This is a genomic window from Nocardia vinacea (assembly GCF_035920345.1).
GTDB lineage: Bacteria > Actinomycetota > Actinomycetes > Mycobacteriales > Mycobacteriaceae > Nocardia > Nocardia vinacea_A.
Genome location: NZ_CP109149.1, coordinates 3,679,194 through 3,696,095, shown reverse-complemented (window position 1 = coordinate 3,696,095; position 16,902 = coordinate 3,679,194). Strand labels below are relative to the sequence as shown.

Here is a 16,902-nt window from a genome sequence, read left to right as displayed (position 1 = left end):
AGCGGGGGGCAGAAGAGCTAATCCACCTATCTCGCTGTTATGTGCGTGCAGGCTTCGTCGAAAGAAGCTCCTCGTTCGAGCAACTTTCGGTAGGGGCGGAGGAGCTGCTCGTATCCGTTGGAGAAGAGACCGTGGAATTCGCCGTGAGAGCCGAATAGCGCCAGGAAGTTTTCTTGGCTCGGCGATCCTTTAACAAAGACAACATCGTCTTCGGGTCGGCGCCTGCCGTAGGAGTGGAAGCGCATCCCGTACTGATCGCTCCAGAAGTATGGGGGAGTGGTGAATGGGACCAGATCACCTCGCGCGATGTTGAGCCCAACGCGTCGGCCGTGCTCGATGGCATGGGTCCAGTGCTCGACCCGCGACCGGGACTCAAGGAGCGGGTGTTCGAGTGCCGCGACATCACCTGCGGCCCACACATTCGCCACGTTTGTGCGTCCAAACTCATCGGTGACGACGCCGTCGCTGAGCTCCACGCCCGAGTTGACGAGCCAGTCCACGTTCGGTTCGACTCCAATTCCAACCAAGACGAGGGGAGTCTGATGTGATGAGCCGTCACTGAAGTGCAGGACGTACTCGCCTTCGTCGCCGGTGATCGCGCTCAGCGTGATGTCGCCGTGCATATTCACACCGTGGCTCGCATGGAGCTCTTGGAGAAATCCCGCGATTTCCGGGCCGATAAGCGGTTCGAGAGGAAGACGCTTGTTGTCGAACACGTCTACGATGACACCGCTCTCGGCCAGTCCGCTGGCGACTTCAAGACCGATGAAGCCGGCTCCGACGAGGGCGATCCGCCGATGGACCGTCAACGCAGCGCGAAGCGCGTTCAGATCGGATGCCGTTCGCAGCACGGGAAGCGGTTTGCCATCCGTGGTGCGAATTGTACGAGCTCGCGCGCCTGTGGCGATGATGATCGACTCCCACGGCATCGGCTCGCCGTTCATGGTGATGAGATAGTGGCGGTCGATATCGAGCCCCACGGCGGTCTCCCCGCTCCGAAGCGTGATGTTGGTTTCCTCGAGCCTCTCGGTGCTTCGGAGGTCCATGAATTCCGGTGCTCCTTCGCCCACCAGAAGTCCCTTCGAGACCGTTGGTCGATCGTAGGGCGCGCGAGTTTCCTCATTCAGTACGGTGACCGGTCCCTGATAACCGCCTTCTCGAAGCCCATCTGCGGCGCTCAACCCGGCCGCAGAACCTCCAACGATGAGGATTCCTTCGTGGGGTGTCATGAGATCGACTCGAGAGGGCGCTTAGCGAGAGCCTGGGCGGGGCAATAGCGGATGGCTTCGTCCAGATCCTCTTCCTCCGACGCGTCGACGGCGTGGACCTTGAGTACTGCGACGGGGCTACCCGGGGGTGTCTCGAACACCTCGGGCATGACACTCACACAGACTCCGTACGCCCGGCAGCGGGTGGTGTCGAGATGGATTTCGAATTGCTCGGTCACTTGAAATCACTGCCCATCCGGGCTGCAGGTTCGACGGTCATCTGAGCTCCTTTGCACCTCTGACTACCCAACCGGACGGCCAGCGCCCAGTTCCGCAAAGTTTATGGCGCCGAATGAAATCGATACAAGCTATGTCCGTCGATGACAGAGAATCAATCTATTTGATATCAGAATTCGATGTACGTCGGAATTCTCCAGCCTGTTGAGCCGCGTCGCGGAGCTTCGATCGCAGCCAGAGATGGCCAGACTCCTCTGTGTAGCTGGGGTGCCAATACATCGCCTCGGAGACCTCTGCCAAGGGCATGGGGGGTTCGAGCAGGCGGAGTCCGACACGACGCGCAACCATGCGAGCGGGAGTGCTCGGCATAAGCATGATCAATCGTGTGTCCTGCAGCAGGAATGGAGCAGTGCCAAATCCGGTGGCAACTTCGGTTCTGCGGGGGACGCCGAGTCGATCCAGTTGACCTTCGACCAGGGCGTAAGTATCGCCGAATGTGATCGCGAGATAGGGCAGATCACTGAACTGCTCAAGGGTGAGTTGCTCCCCGACATCGGGATGCTTGCGGTCGAGTGCCACGACATAGGTGTCAACGAACAGGCGCTCGTGCGCGAGCGATCTCATCTCCGCAGCGCTGACCGTCTCGGGCGGGGAGAGTACGAGGTCGAGGTCGCTGTTTGCTAGAGGCTCTTCGATCCTTGCACTGACGGGCACGACGCGAATGCGGACGTTGGGTGCGTCGGTGCGGAGGGTGGTCATCAGAGGATGAAGCAGGGTGATCGTGCTGTACTCACTTGCCATGATTGTGAACATCCGCGCATCGGTCGCCGGATCGAAGTGTCGGCGTGAACGCAGAAGCAGCTCCGTATCCGCGAGTAGCTGGCGGACCGGACTCACAAGGGACGCCGCAAGCGGAGTGGCCACCATGTTCCTGCCTCGGCGCTCGAGAATCGGATCATCGAAGAGTCTTCGAAGCCGCTTCAGGGTAGCGCTCATTGCGGGCTGGCCGACGGACAGGCGGCTAGCCGCGGAAGTTACATTTCGGTCGACCATCAGCGCATCAAACGCGACGAGAAGATTGAGGTCGACGCGGCGCAGATCCATGCATGCACTGTAGTGCCGCGAATCTGTTACATCAACCAAGCTGATATATGACGATCGCAAATCATTGTTTGAAGCGAAGCGGGAGTCGGCCTAGCGTCATCGGGAAGTGGCCCCTCGCCGATTAGCAACCGGCCGCGCTGAGCAAGAGAGTCGATGATGACCAGAACCCTTGAACGACAGGCCGTTGATCCTTCGACGCCGTTAGACCCGTCAGATCAGCGAACATTACGCGAGACCCTGGTCGTAATGCTGAGCGAGGCGCCGGGCTTGGCCTCGGACATCGCCGCGAGCCTCCAGCTTCCCGAGGCCGTTGTCCACGCTGTTCTTGTGGACCTAGTGGCGGAGGAGCTCGCTGTGGAGGGATACGACGGCTCTGTCCGTTGGTACGGCGCACGAACGATCGGAACGGTGTAATGGCACGTCTCCACAGCCTGGGTTATGTCGGATTCCAGACTCCCCGGATCGACGAATGGGAACCGTTGGCGTCCGAAATTATCGGATTTGAAACCTCTCCGCAGGTGGACGGCTCGCTCCGTATTCGCTGGGATGACCGTGCGTACCGCCTGCAGCTGCATCCAGGTCCAGATGATCGCATCGCCTACATCGGATGGGAGATTCGAGACCAGCAGGAACTCCGCTCGTTCGTCGACCACCTTCGCTCACACGGTATTTCTGTTGCTGAGGGCTCCGAAGAGCTTGCCCGCGAGCGAAGTGTCCAGCAGCTGGCGACCTTCACCGATCCTTACGGATTGCCTCTTGAGGTATTCACGGGCCAGACGTACTTGGACCGCACGTTCAGAGGTCGGCGGGCGACTACCGGTTTCATCACCGGCGCTCAGGGGGCTGGCCACATCGTGGTCGTGGTCCCCTCGCTCGAAGGTGCATATGCCTTCTACCGGGATATCCTCGGGTTCCGGGTGACAGACGTGGTCGACACCGGATTCGGCGTGATGTCATTCTTGCGTCTCAATCCACGCCATCACAGCCTTGCCTTGTGGGAGATGCCCGGCGCGCCGGACGGCCTTATCGGATTGCAGCATCTCATGGTCGAGGCGCACGACTTCGACGACGTGGGGCGCGCATACGACCTAGTCGAAGCGAGCGACTACGAGCTCAGTTCGACGATGGGGCGCCACGCGGGGGATGAGCAGATGTCGTTCTATGTGCGCACTCCGAGCGGTTTCGATCTCGAGTACGGCGCCGACTCGCTTGTCGTCGAAGACGAGAATTCTTGGACGGTCCGCTACTACAACAAATCCGCGGGCGCAAAGAACGAGATCTGGGGACATCATTTCCGCCCCCTCGCCCCCCAAACATCGATCCGGCCGTTTCATCCCGCGGCAGACGGCGAATCTGAACAGACCCCAGTCTCGGCTATCCAATGATCGACAGTCACGCTCACGTCTTTTTTGATGAGCTCCTCGGGAAAGCCGGCCCGTATGGTCCGGCCGTACGCGAGTTCGCGCCGGGGCAGTTCGAGGTCGTGACAGGAGGGTACTCGTTCGCCATCGGCGCGAATGATTCATTCGCACCCGTCATGGAATCGCGGGTCGCGGCGATTGAGCCCGCGGGCATCACCACTCAGGTGTTGTCGCTCTCTCCGCTTTGGCTCTTCCACGAGGCGCCGGCGGCAGTGGCTGTGCCCTTCCTGCGGGAAGCCAACGATCTCACAGCTGAAATGGTTGGGAAGGCACCGGGTCTGCTTCGTGCGTTTGCGGCGCTCCCGGCCCAGGACATTTCGGTGGCGATCGATGAGTTGCACCGCAACGTCAAGCGGGGGTTTGTCGGCGGGTATATCGGATCCAACGCGCGGGTCAATCTTGACGACCCGGAGCTGGACGATCTGTACGCGGCGCACGAACAACTGGATGTCCCCCTGCTGATCCACTCGATCGTGCCTGGGGTGGATGGCCCTCCTGGCGACTCGCGGCTGAACCGATGGCTCGGAAACGTGACCATCGGGTACCCCATCGAGGAAACGTTGACGGTCACTTCCCTCATTCTCGGCGGAGTGCTCGACAGACACCCCAAGCTGGACGTGCTGATCCCTCACGGCGGTGGTGCATTTCCCGCGATCGCGGGTCGGATCTTTGACTCGCTCCGTCTTCCTGGCGCTCCCATCTCAGCGGAACAGGCCCGTGAAGGTTTGAGCCGATTGTGGTTCGACACGCACGTGCATTCGCCACATACGCTCGATCTTCTGCTGGAGGTCGCCAACGTCGATCACCTCGTCTACGGGTCGAACTTCGGCGGATGGGACAGCAGCTCGACGTCCGAGGTCGCGAATATGGCCGAGCTCCTCGATGCCAACGCTCGCCGACTGTTTCGAATGACGCCATATAAGCCCGCACGACACCTAAAGCGAATCCCGAGCACCATCAGTGACACAACGGAGTGGCAATGACACTGATCGACAAACAACCGTCCATACCCACAGACGAACTGATCGAGCGAGTCACATCATCGATCGAGGAGGGCGCCATCCCGGTTGAGATCTATAACGATCTGGGGATCTTCCAACGCGAGATGGACAACATCTTCGGCAGCTGCTGGGTGTTCGTCGCGCATGAGAGCGAGATTCCGAATAAGGGCGACTTCGTTCAGCGCCGCATCGGAATTGACCCGGTTATCGTCACCAGAGGCGGTGGCGGAGACATCAACGTGCTCTCCAACTATTGCCGGCACCGCGGGACTCAGGTCTGCCAGACCGACGCCGGCAATTCGCGATTCTTCAAGTGCCCGTACCACGGGTGGACCTACTCCAATAACGGTGACCTCGTAGGCACGCCCCACGTGCAGGATGCCTACGGTGAGCGGATGGACCCGAAGAAGTTCGGTCTTTTCAAGGCTCCCCGCGTCGAGTCCCGGCACGGCTTCATCTTTGCGTCACTCGCTGCCGATGGTCCCAGCCTCGATGAGTATCTCGGTGGAGCGGGCTGGATGTTCGATCTGGTGGTAGGTCTGCACCCCAAGGGTCTGCGTGTGGCTGGGCCCCCGGAGCGCTATCAGGTGAAGGCCGATTGGAAGACCGCTGCTGAGAACTTCGCCGGCGACACCTACCACATCGATTCGCTGCACTGGAGTGTAGAGGAGATCGGGCTGGCGCAGGGCTTTCAGGCGAACACCGCCATCTCCGTTACCTACGAGATGGACAACGGGCACGCCTTCAACGGCCATACCTGGACGAAGGTGATCCACCCCGGATACGTCTTGTGGGGATACCCGCCAGAAATCACTGAGAAGTTCGACCTGTCGGAGATGGACGAGACACAGATGTTCGTCCTGAACCACGAGCCGCCGGCAACGGGAACGATCTTCCCGAACCTGAGCTTCATCCGGATCGCCGCGGCGATACCCCCGGGGACACCTCCGACGATCCTCACGAGCTTCCGGCAATGGCAACCCGTCGCTCCCGGGGTCCTCGAGATTTGGAACTGGCAGTTCGTGTGGGACTTCCAGACACCGGAGGAAGTGGAGGCAGCCCAACAACTGGGGCAGTTCACTTTTGGCTCCGCGGGCATCTTCGAGACTGACGACACCGTCGCCTGGGAAGGAGCTCCGCGCGCCGCCAAGAGCCCGTGGATGAAGCGGGAGCAGTTCGCTTTCAACTTCGATCAGAGCAAGCGCAGCCCGATTGACCGCGAAAACGACCCGAACTGGACCGGTCCCGGGATCAAACGAAACACAGGCTTCGGGGAAATGAACCAGCTGCACTTCTACAGGCAGTGGGCCAATGTCATGCGAGACGGCATCGACGGCCAGCTGAACCCGGCTCGTAAGGAGGGGCAATGAACGCCGCCGGCTCTATCGACACCGCAGACCGCGTGCTGCTCAGAGAGAACGTGACCCAGTTCCTGGCGCGCGAAGCGCGACTTCTTGACGAGGGTCAGGAGGAGGAGTGGTACGGCACTCTAGACGATGAGTACGAGCTCTTCATCCCAATACGTCAGGCGACCGAGCCACGCTCCAACGAGATCGACCGCTCGGGCTACCGCACCAAAGAGACCAAGGCTCATGTCCGCATACGCCTCGACCGGCTCGCGACTGGTATGGCGTATTCGGAAGTTCCCCCGTCTCGTACCATGCGGATGGTCGGGTCCATCGATATAGAAGAAACCGATCGCCCCGACGTGGTAGCCGTACGCAGCGCGGTGCTGCTCTACCGACAGCGCGGCATCGATCCGCACTTCGATCTCCTGCCCTACAGGCGCTATGACACTCTCCGGTCCACGGCCGAGGGGTTGCGGCTGTTGAGCCGGGAGATCATCCTGACTGAGGTCAGCCTTGCTACCCCCAATCTCGGCCTGTTCCTATGAACGTTGGTCAGCCGGTCACACTCGATGACCATGTGGTACTTGTCACGGGAGGGGGATCGGGGTTAGGGCTGGGCCTTACCCGCTACTTCACCGATATCGGCGCGCAGGTGATCGTCCTCGAGTACGACGTGAATAAGGTGAAGGCCCTTCAAGCGGAGTTCGGTGATCGAGTTCTCGCGGTCGTTGGGGACGTTCGCAGCGTTGCGGATTTGCAGCACTGCCGTGATGTCATCGTCGAGCGGTTCGGCCGCTTGTCCGCAGTGGTAGGAACGCAGGGCATCTCCGATGGAGTCGTCCGTGTCGAGGATATGACGGCTGAGCATATTGACGCGCTTTTCGACGAGGTCTTTGGCGTGAACGTCAAGGGCTACATGCTCACCGCAAAGGTATTCCTCGAACTCCTACGAGCCGATCGCGGAGCGATCGTGCTCACCGCGTCGCAGGCGGCATATGCAGCTGACGGAGGCGGCATCGTCTACACCGCGAGCAAGGGCGCCGTGACGAGCCTGGTCAATCAACTTTCCTTCGAATTCGCGCCCGAGATCAGGGTGAACGCAGTAGCGCCGACAGGAATCGGCAAGAGCGAACTCCGAGGTCCGGAGACGCTCCACCTTCAAGACTCGAAACAGTCAGATTCCGCCGACGTTTTCCGCGAGCAGTTCGAGTGGCTGGCCCCCATGCAGCACTTGCCCGACCCCGAGGAGTATGGCCCCCTCTACGCGTTCCTCGCCTCACGGCAGAACCAGATCATGACAGGTCAGACCGTCATCGCCGATCAGGGAGCCCTCAATCGTGCGTTGATAAGCATGGGCGACCTGATCAAGCGGATGCCCAAGGCCTGAGTTACCGGACCAAGATAGGAACAGTCGATGTTTGAGTACTTCCCGGGCAATTATGTCTGGAATCTTGCTGTGGTCGGCGCGCTCAACGCGGGCGGTCAGATCGATGAGGTGGACCGCGCGTGTCGACCGCTGCTCGAGGCGGCGAAAGGCGGCAGTGATGCCGGCACCGACCAGTTCTTGCGCGCGTGGACCGACCTCACCGACTCCGTGGCGGGCCAGGCCGAGCAGGCCGAGCGGGATGGGCATTCTCTCTCAGCCGGGGGAATGTATGCGCGCGCATCCAACTATTTGTCCACGGCCGAGCGCATGCTCCCCGCCGGTCACCCCGATCGTCTGACTACCTACCAGCGTGTGCTCGATCTCACGCAAAAGGCGTTTGACCTGCGCGACTACAACGTGTCCAGGGTGGCCATCCCGTTCGGCGAGACCACGCTCCCCGCGTACTTCTCCGCGGCCCCGGAAAGTCAGAACGGCCCCGCCCCCGTCATCGTGCTCCTCAACGGCCTGGATTCCACCAAAGAGCTCATGTACTCGTCCGGCTTCTGGTCTGAGCTGGCGGCACGCGGCATCTCCTGCCTGATGCTCGACCAGCCCGGAACGGGCGAGGCCCTACGACTGCAGGGCCTCGTCGCGGTGCGGGAATCCGAGACGTGGGGCAAGTGGGTAGTCGACTGGCTGGAAACACGTAAGGACGTGGACCCCGCCAAGATGGGGGTCGTTGGCTGGTCTCTCGGGGGGTACTACGCCCCGCGGGTCGCCGCCTTCGAGAAGCGCTTTTCGCTGTGCGTGGCATGGGGTGCCAACCACAACTGGGGCGCGGTCCAGCGTCGCAGGCTCGAGCGAGAAGGCGAAAACCCCGTCCCCCACTACTGGGATCACGTCAAGTGGGTGTGGGGGTACGACGACCTCGACGAGTTCATCGCTTTCGCCGACTCGATCCATCTGGATGGCGTGGTCTCGGAGATCACCGTCCCCTTCCTCATCGTCCATGGCGAGAACGACCGACAGATCCCGGTCGCATATGCGCATCGCTCATACGATCAGGCCGTGAACGCACCGTCTCGCGATCTACGGATCTTCACCCGCGAGGAGGGTGGCGCCGAGCACATCGGCCTCGACCACCTTCCCGCCATGTGCACCTACATCGCGGACTGGGTGAGCGACACGTTCGCGGCCACAGACTCAACCCACACGTCAGCCGCGCTCTCTGCCGAGGTCGCCGGTTGACGGCCTTGCCGCAGATGGCGCAGCGCTTGACACTACTTTTCAGGACGGACTCATGTCGCAGGTAGACAGCTCCAACTCAAGCCTCAACTCTGACGTGGAAGTCGCAATTGCCGAAATGGCGTCGCGGGTTTCAAATCGGGGTCGTTGGGGCGCTGAAGATGTCCTCGGAACGATGAATTTCCTGAACGACGACAAGCGGCGCGAGGGAGCCGGGCTCGTCCGCCGGGGCGCGGCGTTCTCTCTCGCACAGGGCTTCAACAGCGACGGTCCCCAAACGGGGTGGCGTCAACGCAACAACCCGGTACATACCATGTTGGCGACAGGTCTGGATGCAGAGTTTGGCGCGCAGGGGTTGCCACATGGTTGGGGTGGAGCGGATGACTATATCGTCACCCCGCTTCAAGCGTCGACGCAGTGGGATGGCTTGGGGCACGTCTTCGATCATGGCGAGGCGTACAACGGACGTCGCGCGTCCCAGGTCGTCACTAGCGACGGGGATCTGGTGACGGGTATCGAGACCGTCGCCGATCGCATCGCTGGGCGCGGGGTGCTCTTGGACGTCGGGCGTGCAATAGGTTCGGATGGCGAACTCACCGACGGTTATGCCATAACGGTAGATGACCTCGAGCGGACGATCGATCTTCAAGGGGAGAGATCGGCGGTCGGTCGAGGCGACATCATGCTCGTCCGGACAGGGCAACTGTCCCGTGCCCGTCGGGATGGTTGGGGAACCTACGCCGGCGGCGCCGCGCCGGGGCTGTCCTTTACGACAGCCGAGTGGCTCCATGGTCGCGAAATCGCCGGCGTCGCGACTGACACCTGGGGGTTCGAAGTGCGGCCGAACGAGTTTCCCGATGCCTTCCAGCCCCTGCACCAGGTCGTCATCCCACACATGGGACTGTTCATCGGCGAGATGTGGGACTTCGACAAGTTGGCTGAGGACTGCGCCGCGGACGGGATTTACGAGTTCTTCCTGACGGCGGCCCCCTTCCTGTGACGGCAGCCGTCGGGGCACCGGTCAACCCGGTCGCGATCAAGTAGCCGACATTCGTATTCACGCGTCACACAGCTAGGGAGAAGAGTCCGTTCCATGCGATTCGCCACGTGGGAAATTGATGGCACCGTCACGACCGGAGTCGCTGGCCCGGACGGTCTCCATGCGTTCGCCGATCAGCGGCCCATCTTGGAAATCGTCCGCCAGGGCCTACCTGCAGCACTCGAGGCTGGGACAGCAGCGTTGCGCTCCTCTCCCATCACGTTCGAAGCCGCGCGGCTGCTGCCGCCTCTCAATCCGCCGACGGTGCGGGACTTTGCTGCGTTCGCGGAACATATTGACGGCGTCTCCCGGCTGGTGACGGGCGAAGGCGGGGTCATCCCAGAGTGGTACGAGGCGCCGGTCTTCTACTTCAGCAACCCATACGCAATGATCGGGGCTTACGACGATGTTGCCGTCCCCCCCGGCTGCGACGTGCTCGATTATGAGTTGGAGGTTGCCGCCGTCATCTCGGGGGATGGCTCGTCGGTCGCTCCTCATGACGCGAGAAGCCATATTTTCGGCTACACAATCTTCAACGACTGGTCCGCTCGCGACATCCAGACACGCGAGATGAAAGTTGGCCTCGGTCCGACAAAGGCGAAAGACTTTGCCACCACCCTCGGGCCCTTCCTCGTCACCGCCGACGAAATCGACGAGTTCCGAACGTCGGACGGCTTCCTCGATCTCGAAGCCACAGTCTCACTAAACGGGACAGTGATTGGCCGTGACAACCTACGGAACATGAGCTGGACATTTGATGAGCTTGTGGCGCAGGCCTCGCGGGGCACATGGGTCAGGTCGGGCGATGTCCTTGGGTCCGGCACGGTTGGTAACGGCGGGTGCCTTGGCGAAATTTGGGGACGATCGGGGGAACGCGACCCGTCGCCGCTTCAGCCCGGAGACGTCGTGGAAATGACAGTCGACGTTCTGGGCTCGATCCGCAATGTGGTAGTCGCGGGACCACCTGCTCCACAGATTCATGAGGGACGCCGACATGACTGGGCAGCCCACCGCCGAGGCTAGGTGGGTTGCTTATAGGGGCTGCTCGTCACTCGATCGTCGCCGGTAGTGCTCCATCTCAACACGAAGTAGGCTCCGGCCACTCACACAAACTACCGGGCGATTCCAACAGAATGGCAGGATCCTCGAGCCTGGTCCTAGCGAAATTCTCAGTCGCTCGTGCCGCCGAAATGAGGCTCACAGGACAGCCGATAATCGAAGCAGCACGCCCCTCGGCGCCCTGCCCGGGAAGTAGATGAGCGTCGACCCGGACGGGTGGCCCGACGCCGCCGGCGCATAGCGGTCGACCCCGGACTCGTCGAGGAACTCCTTCCGCAGCCCGACCGCCGGGCGCACGTCGTCGATGGTGGCGGCGAACTCGTCGACTGCGCGCTGGACCGCCTTCGGCATCGTTCGCCCGAGGACTGGTCGATGACCGCCGCAGCCTGTCACATCGGTCGGGCGGTACCTGAGGCGACGATCGGGGCAGCAAACGGGGGCGCCGGCTCTGCCCGGGACCAAGGGTTGGACACCGTGACACGAGTCACTTAGTCTGAAGAGACATATGTAAGACCTTAGATATGTCGGTCTTGTCAGTTCCGTTGAGGTGAAAGGAGCCTGGGATGAGCGACTCTTCAAACGGGTGCCCCGTGCAGCACATGGTCGGCGAGGACGAGCACGGCCAGTTCGACCATCACGATCCAGCATTCATCGCGAACCCCTGGGCGACCTATGAAACGCTCCGAAGCGAATGTCCCGTGCTACACAGCGACCGGTACGACGGGTACTGGTTGGTGACGCAGTACGACGACATCCTCGCGATCATCAAGGACTGGGAGACGTTCACGTCGAGCGTCGTCGGGACCTTGCTCATTCCAACAGGCGTTTCGCGGACGCTTCCCTACCTGCCCCTCGAATCCGACCCTCCGGAGCACACCCGATACCGCTCGTACGTTCGGCCGGTGTTCTCGCCTCGGCGAGTGAACTCGTTCGCCGGGCAGTTGGCGCAGCTCGCCCGAGAGCTGCTTGCTCCGATGTTCGAGCGAGGAGAGGGCAACATCCCCTCCGAGTTCTCCGAGCACATGTCAGCAACCACGCTCGCAACGTTCGTCGGTCTGCCTCCGGAGGACCACGAGCTGTGGGTCGATCTCGTTCACCGCGCCTTCGAGGGCAACGTCCGCGACGAGAAGGCGGCCCAGCGGGCATCCGCGGAATTCCGCGATTACGTCACGGGCCTCATCGCTCGGCGGCGCGAGCAGCGGGCTGACGACCTCATCTCACAGCTCATGGACGCCGACGCCGATGGCCGTGGCCTCACCGACGACGAGATCTTCGGCTTTGTGCTGCTTTTACTGGTTGCGGGTCACGAGACGACCGCCTCGGCACTCTCGTACGCTTTCTGGCTCTTTGCCTCACGGCCCGACACAATCGAGTTCCTCCGCGAGGATCGCAGGCGTATCCCGCTCGCGATCGAGGAGATCATCCGGCTGTCCTCGCCCGTGAGTATCTTCGCCCGCAACGCCACGAAGGACGTCGAGCTCCGCGGCCAGAAGATCAAGAAGGGCGATGTGGTCGGAATGGCATTCGCCTCGGCGAACCGAGACGAGCGACACTTCGACCACGCGGAGGAGGTCCGCCTGGACCGGACCGGCAATGATCACCTCGGGTTCGGGCATGGCACCCACGTGTGCCTCGGCGCGCCGCTCGCACGCCTGGAGCTCACGAGTGCGATCAATGCGCTCCTGGATGCCGACGTCGACATCTCGCTCGGTGGCGACATCGGTTGGTCGGGTCGCGGCGACGTCATGTCGATGAAGGTCGTGCCCGTCACCTTCCGGCCGCGGGTGACGTCGTGAACGGCCACACCGTGATCGTCTCCGCGATCCGAGACGTCGGGGCGGGCGTCCGCGAGGTCACGCTCTCGGCGAAGAACGGGCTCGAACTCCCGCACTGGTCGCCCGGTGCACACGTCGACCTCCACCTCTCGCCCGGGATGACCCGCCAGTACTCTCTAACCGGTGAGGCCGACGCCCGAGATTGGCGGATCGCGGTGCTCCGCGAACCTGCGAGTCGCGGTGGATCGGCGTACGTACACGAACAGCTGCAGGTCGGCCACGTACTGGAGACGAGCGAGCCGCGTAACCACTTCGAGTTCGATGCGGAACCCGACGTCATCCTCATCGCAGGCGGGATCGGCATCACGCCGATGGTGCCGATGCTGCGCGACGCCGACCGCCTGGGGCTCAACTGGCGGCTTCTCTACGGGGGCCGGTCCGCTTCGAGCATGGCCTATTCGCAGGAACTTTTGGCCAGATTCGGCGACCGAGTGATCCTGTGGCCGCAGGACTCCCACGGCTTGCTCCCGCTCGAGAAGCTCCTCGACGGCATCGATGCGAGAGCGGGCGTCTACGTCTGCGGACCCCCGCCACTCATCGACGCGGTCTATGCAGCCTGCGAACGCGGAGGGGCGGGAGCGACAATCCACTCGGAGAGATTCACGCCCGTCGAGGTGGACGCGGATGGCGACACCGCCTTTGACGTCGAGCTGGCGCGCTCGGGTCTGATTTTGTCGATCGAGCCTGGCGAATCCGTTCTCGAGCGCGTGAACGCCGCCGGTGTTTTCGCGGCGTCCTCGTGCGGAGAAGGTACCTGTGGCGCATGCGAGACAGCGGTCATCGACGGGGACGTCGACCACCGTGACAGCGTGCTCTCCGCGCCCGAGCGTGCAGCCAACGACTGCATGATGATCTGCGTCTCCCGGTCGCAGGGGTCGCGACTCGTCCTCGATCTCTGAGTCCCGCTCACGCCCGTCGGCGGGGTGGCTCTATACACTCACCTCACCATGAGTCTTCGATACGCGCTGCTCGCGCTCTTCACCGGCCGGGAGATGACGGGTTACGAGCTCTACAAGCAGTACCTCGGATCGACCGAGTTCGTCTGGCACGCGAGTAGCTCTCAGATCTACCCAGAGCTCCGCCAGATGGAAGCCGAGGGCCTCATCGTCGGCGAGCAGATCCCCTGGCGTGATCGCGGGCGCAAGACGCTGTACTCGATCACGCCGGCCGGGACGGAGTCGTTCCGGGCGTGGATGAACGCCCCGCTACCCTACGGCGAATTTCGTGACGCGCATCACCTGAAGGCCGCCTACTTCGAGTGGGCCGATCGGGATGCGGCGCGTGCGCAATTGACCTCACACCTCGCGCACTACGCGACCCTGGTGGAGCGTTGGTCGAGGTTGATCGAAGCGCTCAAGACCGGCATCGACTCACCTGTGCAACCGCGGCTTGACAGGATGCCCGCCTCCGACGCGGCGACCATCGTCCGGTTCAAGGTGTTCGCCTACGAGGGCCTGCTCCGTCGAGCTGAGGGAGAGATCGCGTGGGCGCAGGCGGGATTGGCGCTGCTCGACGAACTCCGACCCCCTGAGAGCGGTGTCACTACCAAGTCACGATGAACACCGTAGGTGGTCGAGCCGCACCGACGAGCCCATCCAATTTCGAAGAATCCCCACGACCTGGTACCGGTGGGCAACACGCGGGGAGTTCGCGGGTGAGTACCTATCGGAAGCAAATTGTCTGCGATCAAGTGTGCAGGACACGATGACAGGCCCAGACGACACTATTCGGGCTCTCCGAACCACCCTGGTCGCCAAAGAGCGCGAGCTCAACGATTTGCTGGATCGGCTCAGAGTGGTCGAGCACGAACGCGACGAGGCACTATTGCACGCTGCGCGACAGGGCGCCTCACTGGCCACGGCTTCGGGGTCGGTGACGACTGGCGTGGTGGAGACCGACGACCGGATCGTGTTGCAGGAGGTGGGCATCTACACCTACCAGCACCCCCTGGAGAACGCGGAGCAATTCCGTGAACGGTTGGCCGCGGTTCGTGACGAGATCAAGGCGGCGGTCGTCGGGGGAGAGGCCGTAGTCGCGTCGGACATGTTCAGCTTCAACAATTCTCTCGCCAAAGGCCGCAAGATGACTTCAGATCTGTCGAAGCTCATGCTGCGCGCCTATAACGCCGAGGCCGACATCTGTGTTCGTACCATCCGGGCTGGAAACCTTGCGACGGCCGTAAGCCGTCTGGACAAGGCTGCCGCCACGATCGCCAAGCTCGGAGACATGATGCAGATGCATGTCGCCGAGGACTATCACAGGCTCCGGGTCGCAGAACTCGAGCTCACAGCCGACTACATGATGAAGGTGCAGGAAGAAAAACTCGCTCAGCGTGAGGAGCGCGCGTCTCCGAGAGGAACGCAAGGTTGAGCAGGAACTGGCCGTGCAGAGGGAGAAGCTCGATAAGGAACGAGCGCATTATCAGAACGTGCTCGACTCCCTGGCCGGCCGCACCGATGAAGAGGCTCAGCGTATTCGAGACAAGTTGGGCGAACTCGACCAGGCCATCGCACAGAACGACTATCGGCGTGCCAATATTCGCGCTGGCTATGTTTACGTGATCAGCAACCGCGGCGCATTCGGCCCGGATGTGGTCAAGATCGGTATGACGCGGCGGCTCGAACCGATGGACCGTGTCCGCGAATTGGGGAGCGCCTCGGTACCGTTCCCATTCGATGTGCACGCGTTGTACTTCTCCGACGACGCCGCGCGGAGCGACGGTTATGTCATCGGCTACGGCGAGGTCGAGCCCGGATACTGGGGACTCGGCGTTCCGCTGGCCCGACCCGACGACGAGCCCGCAGCTTGCGTCGTACTCATCAGCGCATCCGAAGAACTAGTCCGACGGGTAGTCGCCGACATGCTGGACGCTGCCGCCGAATTGAGCGCGTACAAGGGCTGAGCGCCGGGCACTTGCGATTGCCATAATGGCTGATGTCACTCAAGTGCGTGCAAGTGAAGATCGCTGACGATCTGGAGATGAGCACCCGGGTCCCGGCGAACTGGACCGTGGTGGCTGCGTGCTGTGCCGTACTGCTCGTCGGCCACACTATCTTGTCATGAGGCTGAAAGTCTTGACGTTGTCAGATTGGTTCGTTGGCGAGTACGGCGGTGGTGATCCCGAACCCCGCGATGTACTCCTTGATAGGCCGATAGAACTCGTAGGTCACCCGGTAGTCCCCACACGCGGCCAATGCCGAATACGCGGACACCCAGTTGCGCACCTCGTGTGCTGAATGGCCGGCCACTGCGTCCATCTCCTCGGCGCTGTAGCCGTCGAAGTTCTCGACGCGACCGGAGCGGCATACGTCGAGAAACGCGCGATCCCAGTCGGGATTGAGATCCATGATGTCGGCGTCACCGGCGGCGAACGCGCGAGCTGTGTCGATCACGCGAGTCTGACGCGCGGCGCGGGCTTCGGGCGTGGGGTTTCGGCCGTCGGTGAGCAGCTTGCGCTGTGCCTCGGTGGCCGTGGCGATTTGGGGTATTGGAGGGTCGTGCGACAACCCGCCGGATCCGATGAACAGGATCCGGCTGTTCGACGACGCGAAGTACTCGCCCACAGCCTGGCCGAAGGCACGAACACGCGATATCTTTACGAACGGCCGTGCCACCGAGTTGACGAAGATCGGGACGACCGGCACGGGCGCTACGTCGCCGAAGATGATTTCCATCGGCTGAACGGCACCGTGGTCGACCTCCATCTGCCGAGAGATCGCCACGTCGATCCCGCGGTCGATGACATGCTCGGCGAGTGCTTCGGCGACATCGGTCGGGACGTTCAGTTCGCCTGCGAACGAGTCGTAGTCGCCGGTGCCGCGCGCCCTGTACCCGATACAGAACGGTGGCATCAGGTCGTAGAAGAATCCGTTGTAGTGATCCGGCCCGAAGTTGACCACAAGATCGGGGGCAAAGTCGCGGACAAAGGCGCGGGCTTGCTCGAATGCGGCGTCAACCGAGGCCTTGACGTCCTCCGGTGGGTCCACGTGATGCAGGAGCGGGCTGTGCGACATGCAGAGCAGTGCGTGTGGCATGACG

General features: G+C 62.2%; 18 protein-coding genes. 13 read left to right on the top strand and 5 right to left on the bottom strand.

Features of this window, described 5'->3' with window-relative positions; genetic code table 11:
• Positions 1 to 26: 26 nt before the first annotated feature.
• From OIE68_RS17250 to OIE68_RS17240, 3 genes are all read right to left on the bottom strand, one after another.
• Positions 27 to 1,229 (bottom strand): NAD(P)/FAD-dependent oxidoreductase, encoded by a 1,203-nt coding sequence (locus OIE68_RS17250; protein ID WP_327100375.1) that lies wholly within the window; start codon positions 1,227 to 1,229, stop codon positions 27 to 29.
• Positions 1,226 to 1,447 carry a ferredoxin gene (locus tag OIE68_RS17245; RefSeq protein ID WP_327100374.1) on the bottom strand — a complete coding sequence of 74 codons (222 nt, stop codon included), beginning with the start codon at positions 1,445 to 1,447 and terminating at the stop codon, positions 1,226 to 1,228. Before OIE68_RS17245 ends, OIE68_RS17250 begins: the two co-directional genes overlap by 4 nt.
• 157 nt (positions 1,448 to 1,604) lie before the next feature.
• Positions 1,605 to 2,549, bottom strand: a complete 945-nt coding sequence (locus OIE68_RS17240; RefSeq protein ID WP_327100373.1) for a LysR family transcriptional regulator — start codon at positions 2,547 to 2,549, stop codon at positions 1,605 to 1,607.
• Between the two features lie 413 nt (positions 2,550 to 2,962).
• Here OIE68_RS17240 and OIE68_RS17235 point away from each other — a divergent pair, with 413 nt between their 5' ends.
• From OIE68_RS17235 to OIE68_RS17200, 8 genes are all read left to right on the top strand, one after another.
• Complete coding sequence (locus tag OIE68_RS17235; protein WP_327100372.1) at positions 2,963 to 3,934, top strand: VOC family protein; 972 nt, start codon at positions 2,963 to 2,965, stop codon at positions 3,932 to 3,934.
• Positions 3,931 to 4,953: an amidohydrolase family protein gene (locus tag OIE68_RS17230; RefSeq protein ID WP_327100371.1), complete on the top strand. Its 1,023-nt coding sequence runs from the start codon at positions 3,931 to 3,933 to the stop codon at positions 4,951 to 4,953. The genes OIE68_RS17235 and OIE68_RS17230 overlap by 4 nt, the downstream gene beginning before the upstream one ends.
• Positions 4,950 to 6,341, top strand: coding sequence for an aromatic ring-hydroxylating oxygenase subunit alpha (locus tag OIE68_RS17225; RefSeq protein WP_327100370.1), 1,392 nt, complete (start codon positions 4,950 to 4,952; stop codon positions 6,339 to 6,341). Before OIE68_RS17230 ends, OIE68_RS17225 begins: the two co-directional genes overlap by 4 nt.
• Complete coding sequence (locus OIE68_RS17220) at positions 6,338 to 6,865, top strand: aromatic-ring-hydroxylating dioxygenase subunit beta (RefSeq protein ID WP_327100369.1); 528 nt, start codon at positions 6,338 to 6,340, stop codon at positions 6,863 to 6,865. Before OIE68_RS17225 ends, OIE68_RS17220 begins: the two co-directional genes overlap by 4 nt.
• A complete protein-coding gene (locus OIE68_RS17215; protein ID WP_327100368.1) occupies positions 6,862 to 7,707 on the top strand; it encodes an SDR family oxidoreductase in 846 nt (281 codons plus the stop codon). Before OIE68_RS17220 ends, OIE68_RS17215 begins: the two co-directional genes overlap by 4 nt.
• A 69-nt stretch (positions 7,708 to 7,776) precedes the next feature.
• Positions 7,777 to 8,934, top strand: coding sequence for an alpha/beta hydrolase family protein (locus OIE68_RS17210; RefSeq protein WP_327100367.1), 1,158 nt, complete (start codon positions 7,777 to 7,779; stop codon positions 8,932 to 8,934).
• 52 nt (positions 8,935 to 8,986) lie between these two features.
• On the top strand, positions 8,987 to 9,931 hold the full coding sequence (locus OIE68_RS17205) for a cyclase family protein (RefSeq protein ID WP_327100366.1): 945 nt from the start codon (positions 8,987 to 8,989) through the stop codon (positions 9,929 to 9,931).
• A gap of 93 nt (positions 9,932 to 10,024) precedes the next feature.
• A complete protein-coding gene (locus OIE68_RS17200; RefSeq protein WP_327100365.1) occupies positions 10,025 to 10,993 on the top strand; it encodes a fumarylacetoacetate hydrolase family protein in 969 nt (322 codons plus the stop codon).
• Between the two features lie 174 nt (positions 10,994 to 11,167).
• Here OIE68_RS17200 and OIE68_RS17195 read toward each other — a convergent pair whose 3' ends face one another.
• On the bottom strand, positions 11,168 to 11,380 hold the full coding sequence (locus OIE68_RS17195; RefSeq protein WP_327100364.1) for a hypothetical protein: 213 nt from the start codon (positions 11,378 to 11,380) through the stop codon (positions 11,168 to 11,170).
• Positions 11,381 to 11,970: 590 nt separating this feature from the next.
• On the opposite strand from OIE68_RS17195, the gene OIE68_RS17190 reads away from it, so the two are divergent.
• From OIE68_RS17190 to OIE68_RS17170, 5 genes are all read left to right on the top strand, one after another.
• Positions 11,971 to 12,825 (top strand): cytochrome P450, encoded by an 855-nt coding sequence (locus OIE68_RS17190; RefSeq protein ID WP_327100363.1) that lies wholly within the window; start codon positions 11,971 to 11,973, stop codon positions 12,823 to 12,825.
• Entirely contained in the window at positions 12,822 to 13,763 is a 942-nt protein-coding gene (locus OIE68_RS17185; RefSeq protein WP_327100362.1) for a PDR/VanB family oxidoreductase, read from the top strand. The genes OIE68_RS17190 and OIE68_RS17185 overlap by 4 nt, the downstream gene beginning before the upstream one ends.
• Positions 13,764 to 13,811: 48 nt before the next feature.
• A complete protein-coding gene (locus OIE68_RS17180; RefSeq protein WP_327100361.1) occupies positions 13,812 to 14,423 on the top strand; it encodes a PadR family transcriptional regulator in 612 nt (203 codons plus the stop codon).
• Positions 14,424 to 14,568: 145 nt separating this feature from the next.
• On the top strand, positions 14,569 to 15,234 hold the full coding sequence (locus OIE68_RS17175) for a DUF4041 domain-containing protein (protein ID WP_327100360.1): 666 nt from the start codon (positions 14,569 to 14,571) through the stop codon (positions 15,232 to 15,234).
• A 13-nt stretch (positions 15,235 to 15,247) separates the two neighbouring features.
• The gene (locus tag OIE68_RS17170; protein WP_327100359.1) at positions 15,248 to 15,766 is read left to right on the top strand and encodes a GIY-YIG nuclease family protein; all 519 of its coding nucleotides are present in this window, start codon (positions 15,248 to 15,250) and stop codon (positions 15,764 to 15,766) included.
• A 181-nt stretch (positions 15,767 to 15,947) separates the two neighbouring features.
• Here OIE68_RS17170 and OIE68_RS17165 read toward each other — a convergent pair whose 3' ends face one another.
• Positions 15,948 to 16,898, bottom strand: coding sequence for a 3-carboxyethylcatechol 2,3-dioxygenase (locus tag OIE68_RS17165; RefSeq protein WP_327100358.1), 951 nt, complete (start codon positions 16,896 to 16,898; stop codon positions 15,948 to 15,950).
• Positions 16,899 to 16,902: the final 4 nt, after the last annotated feature.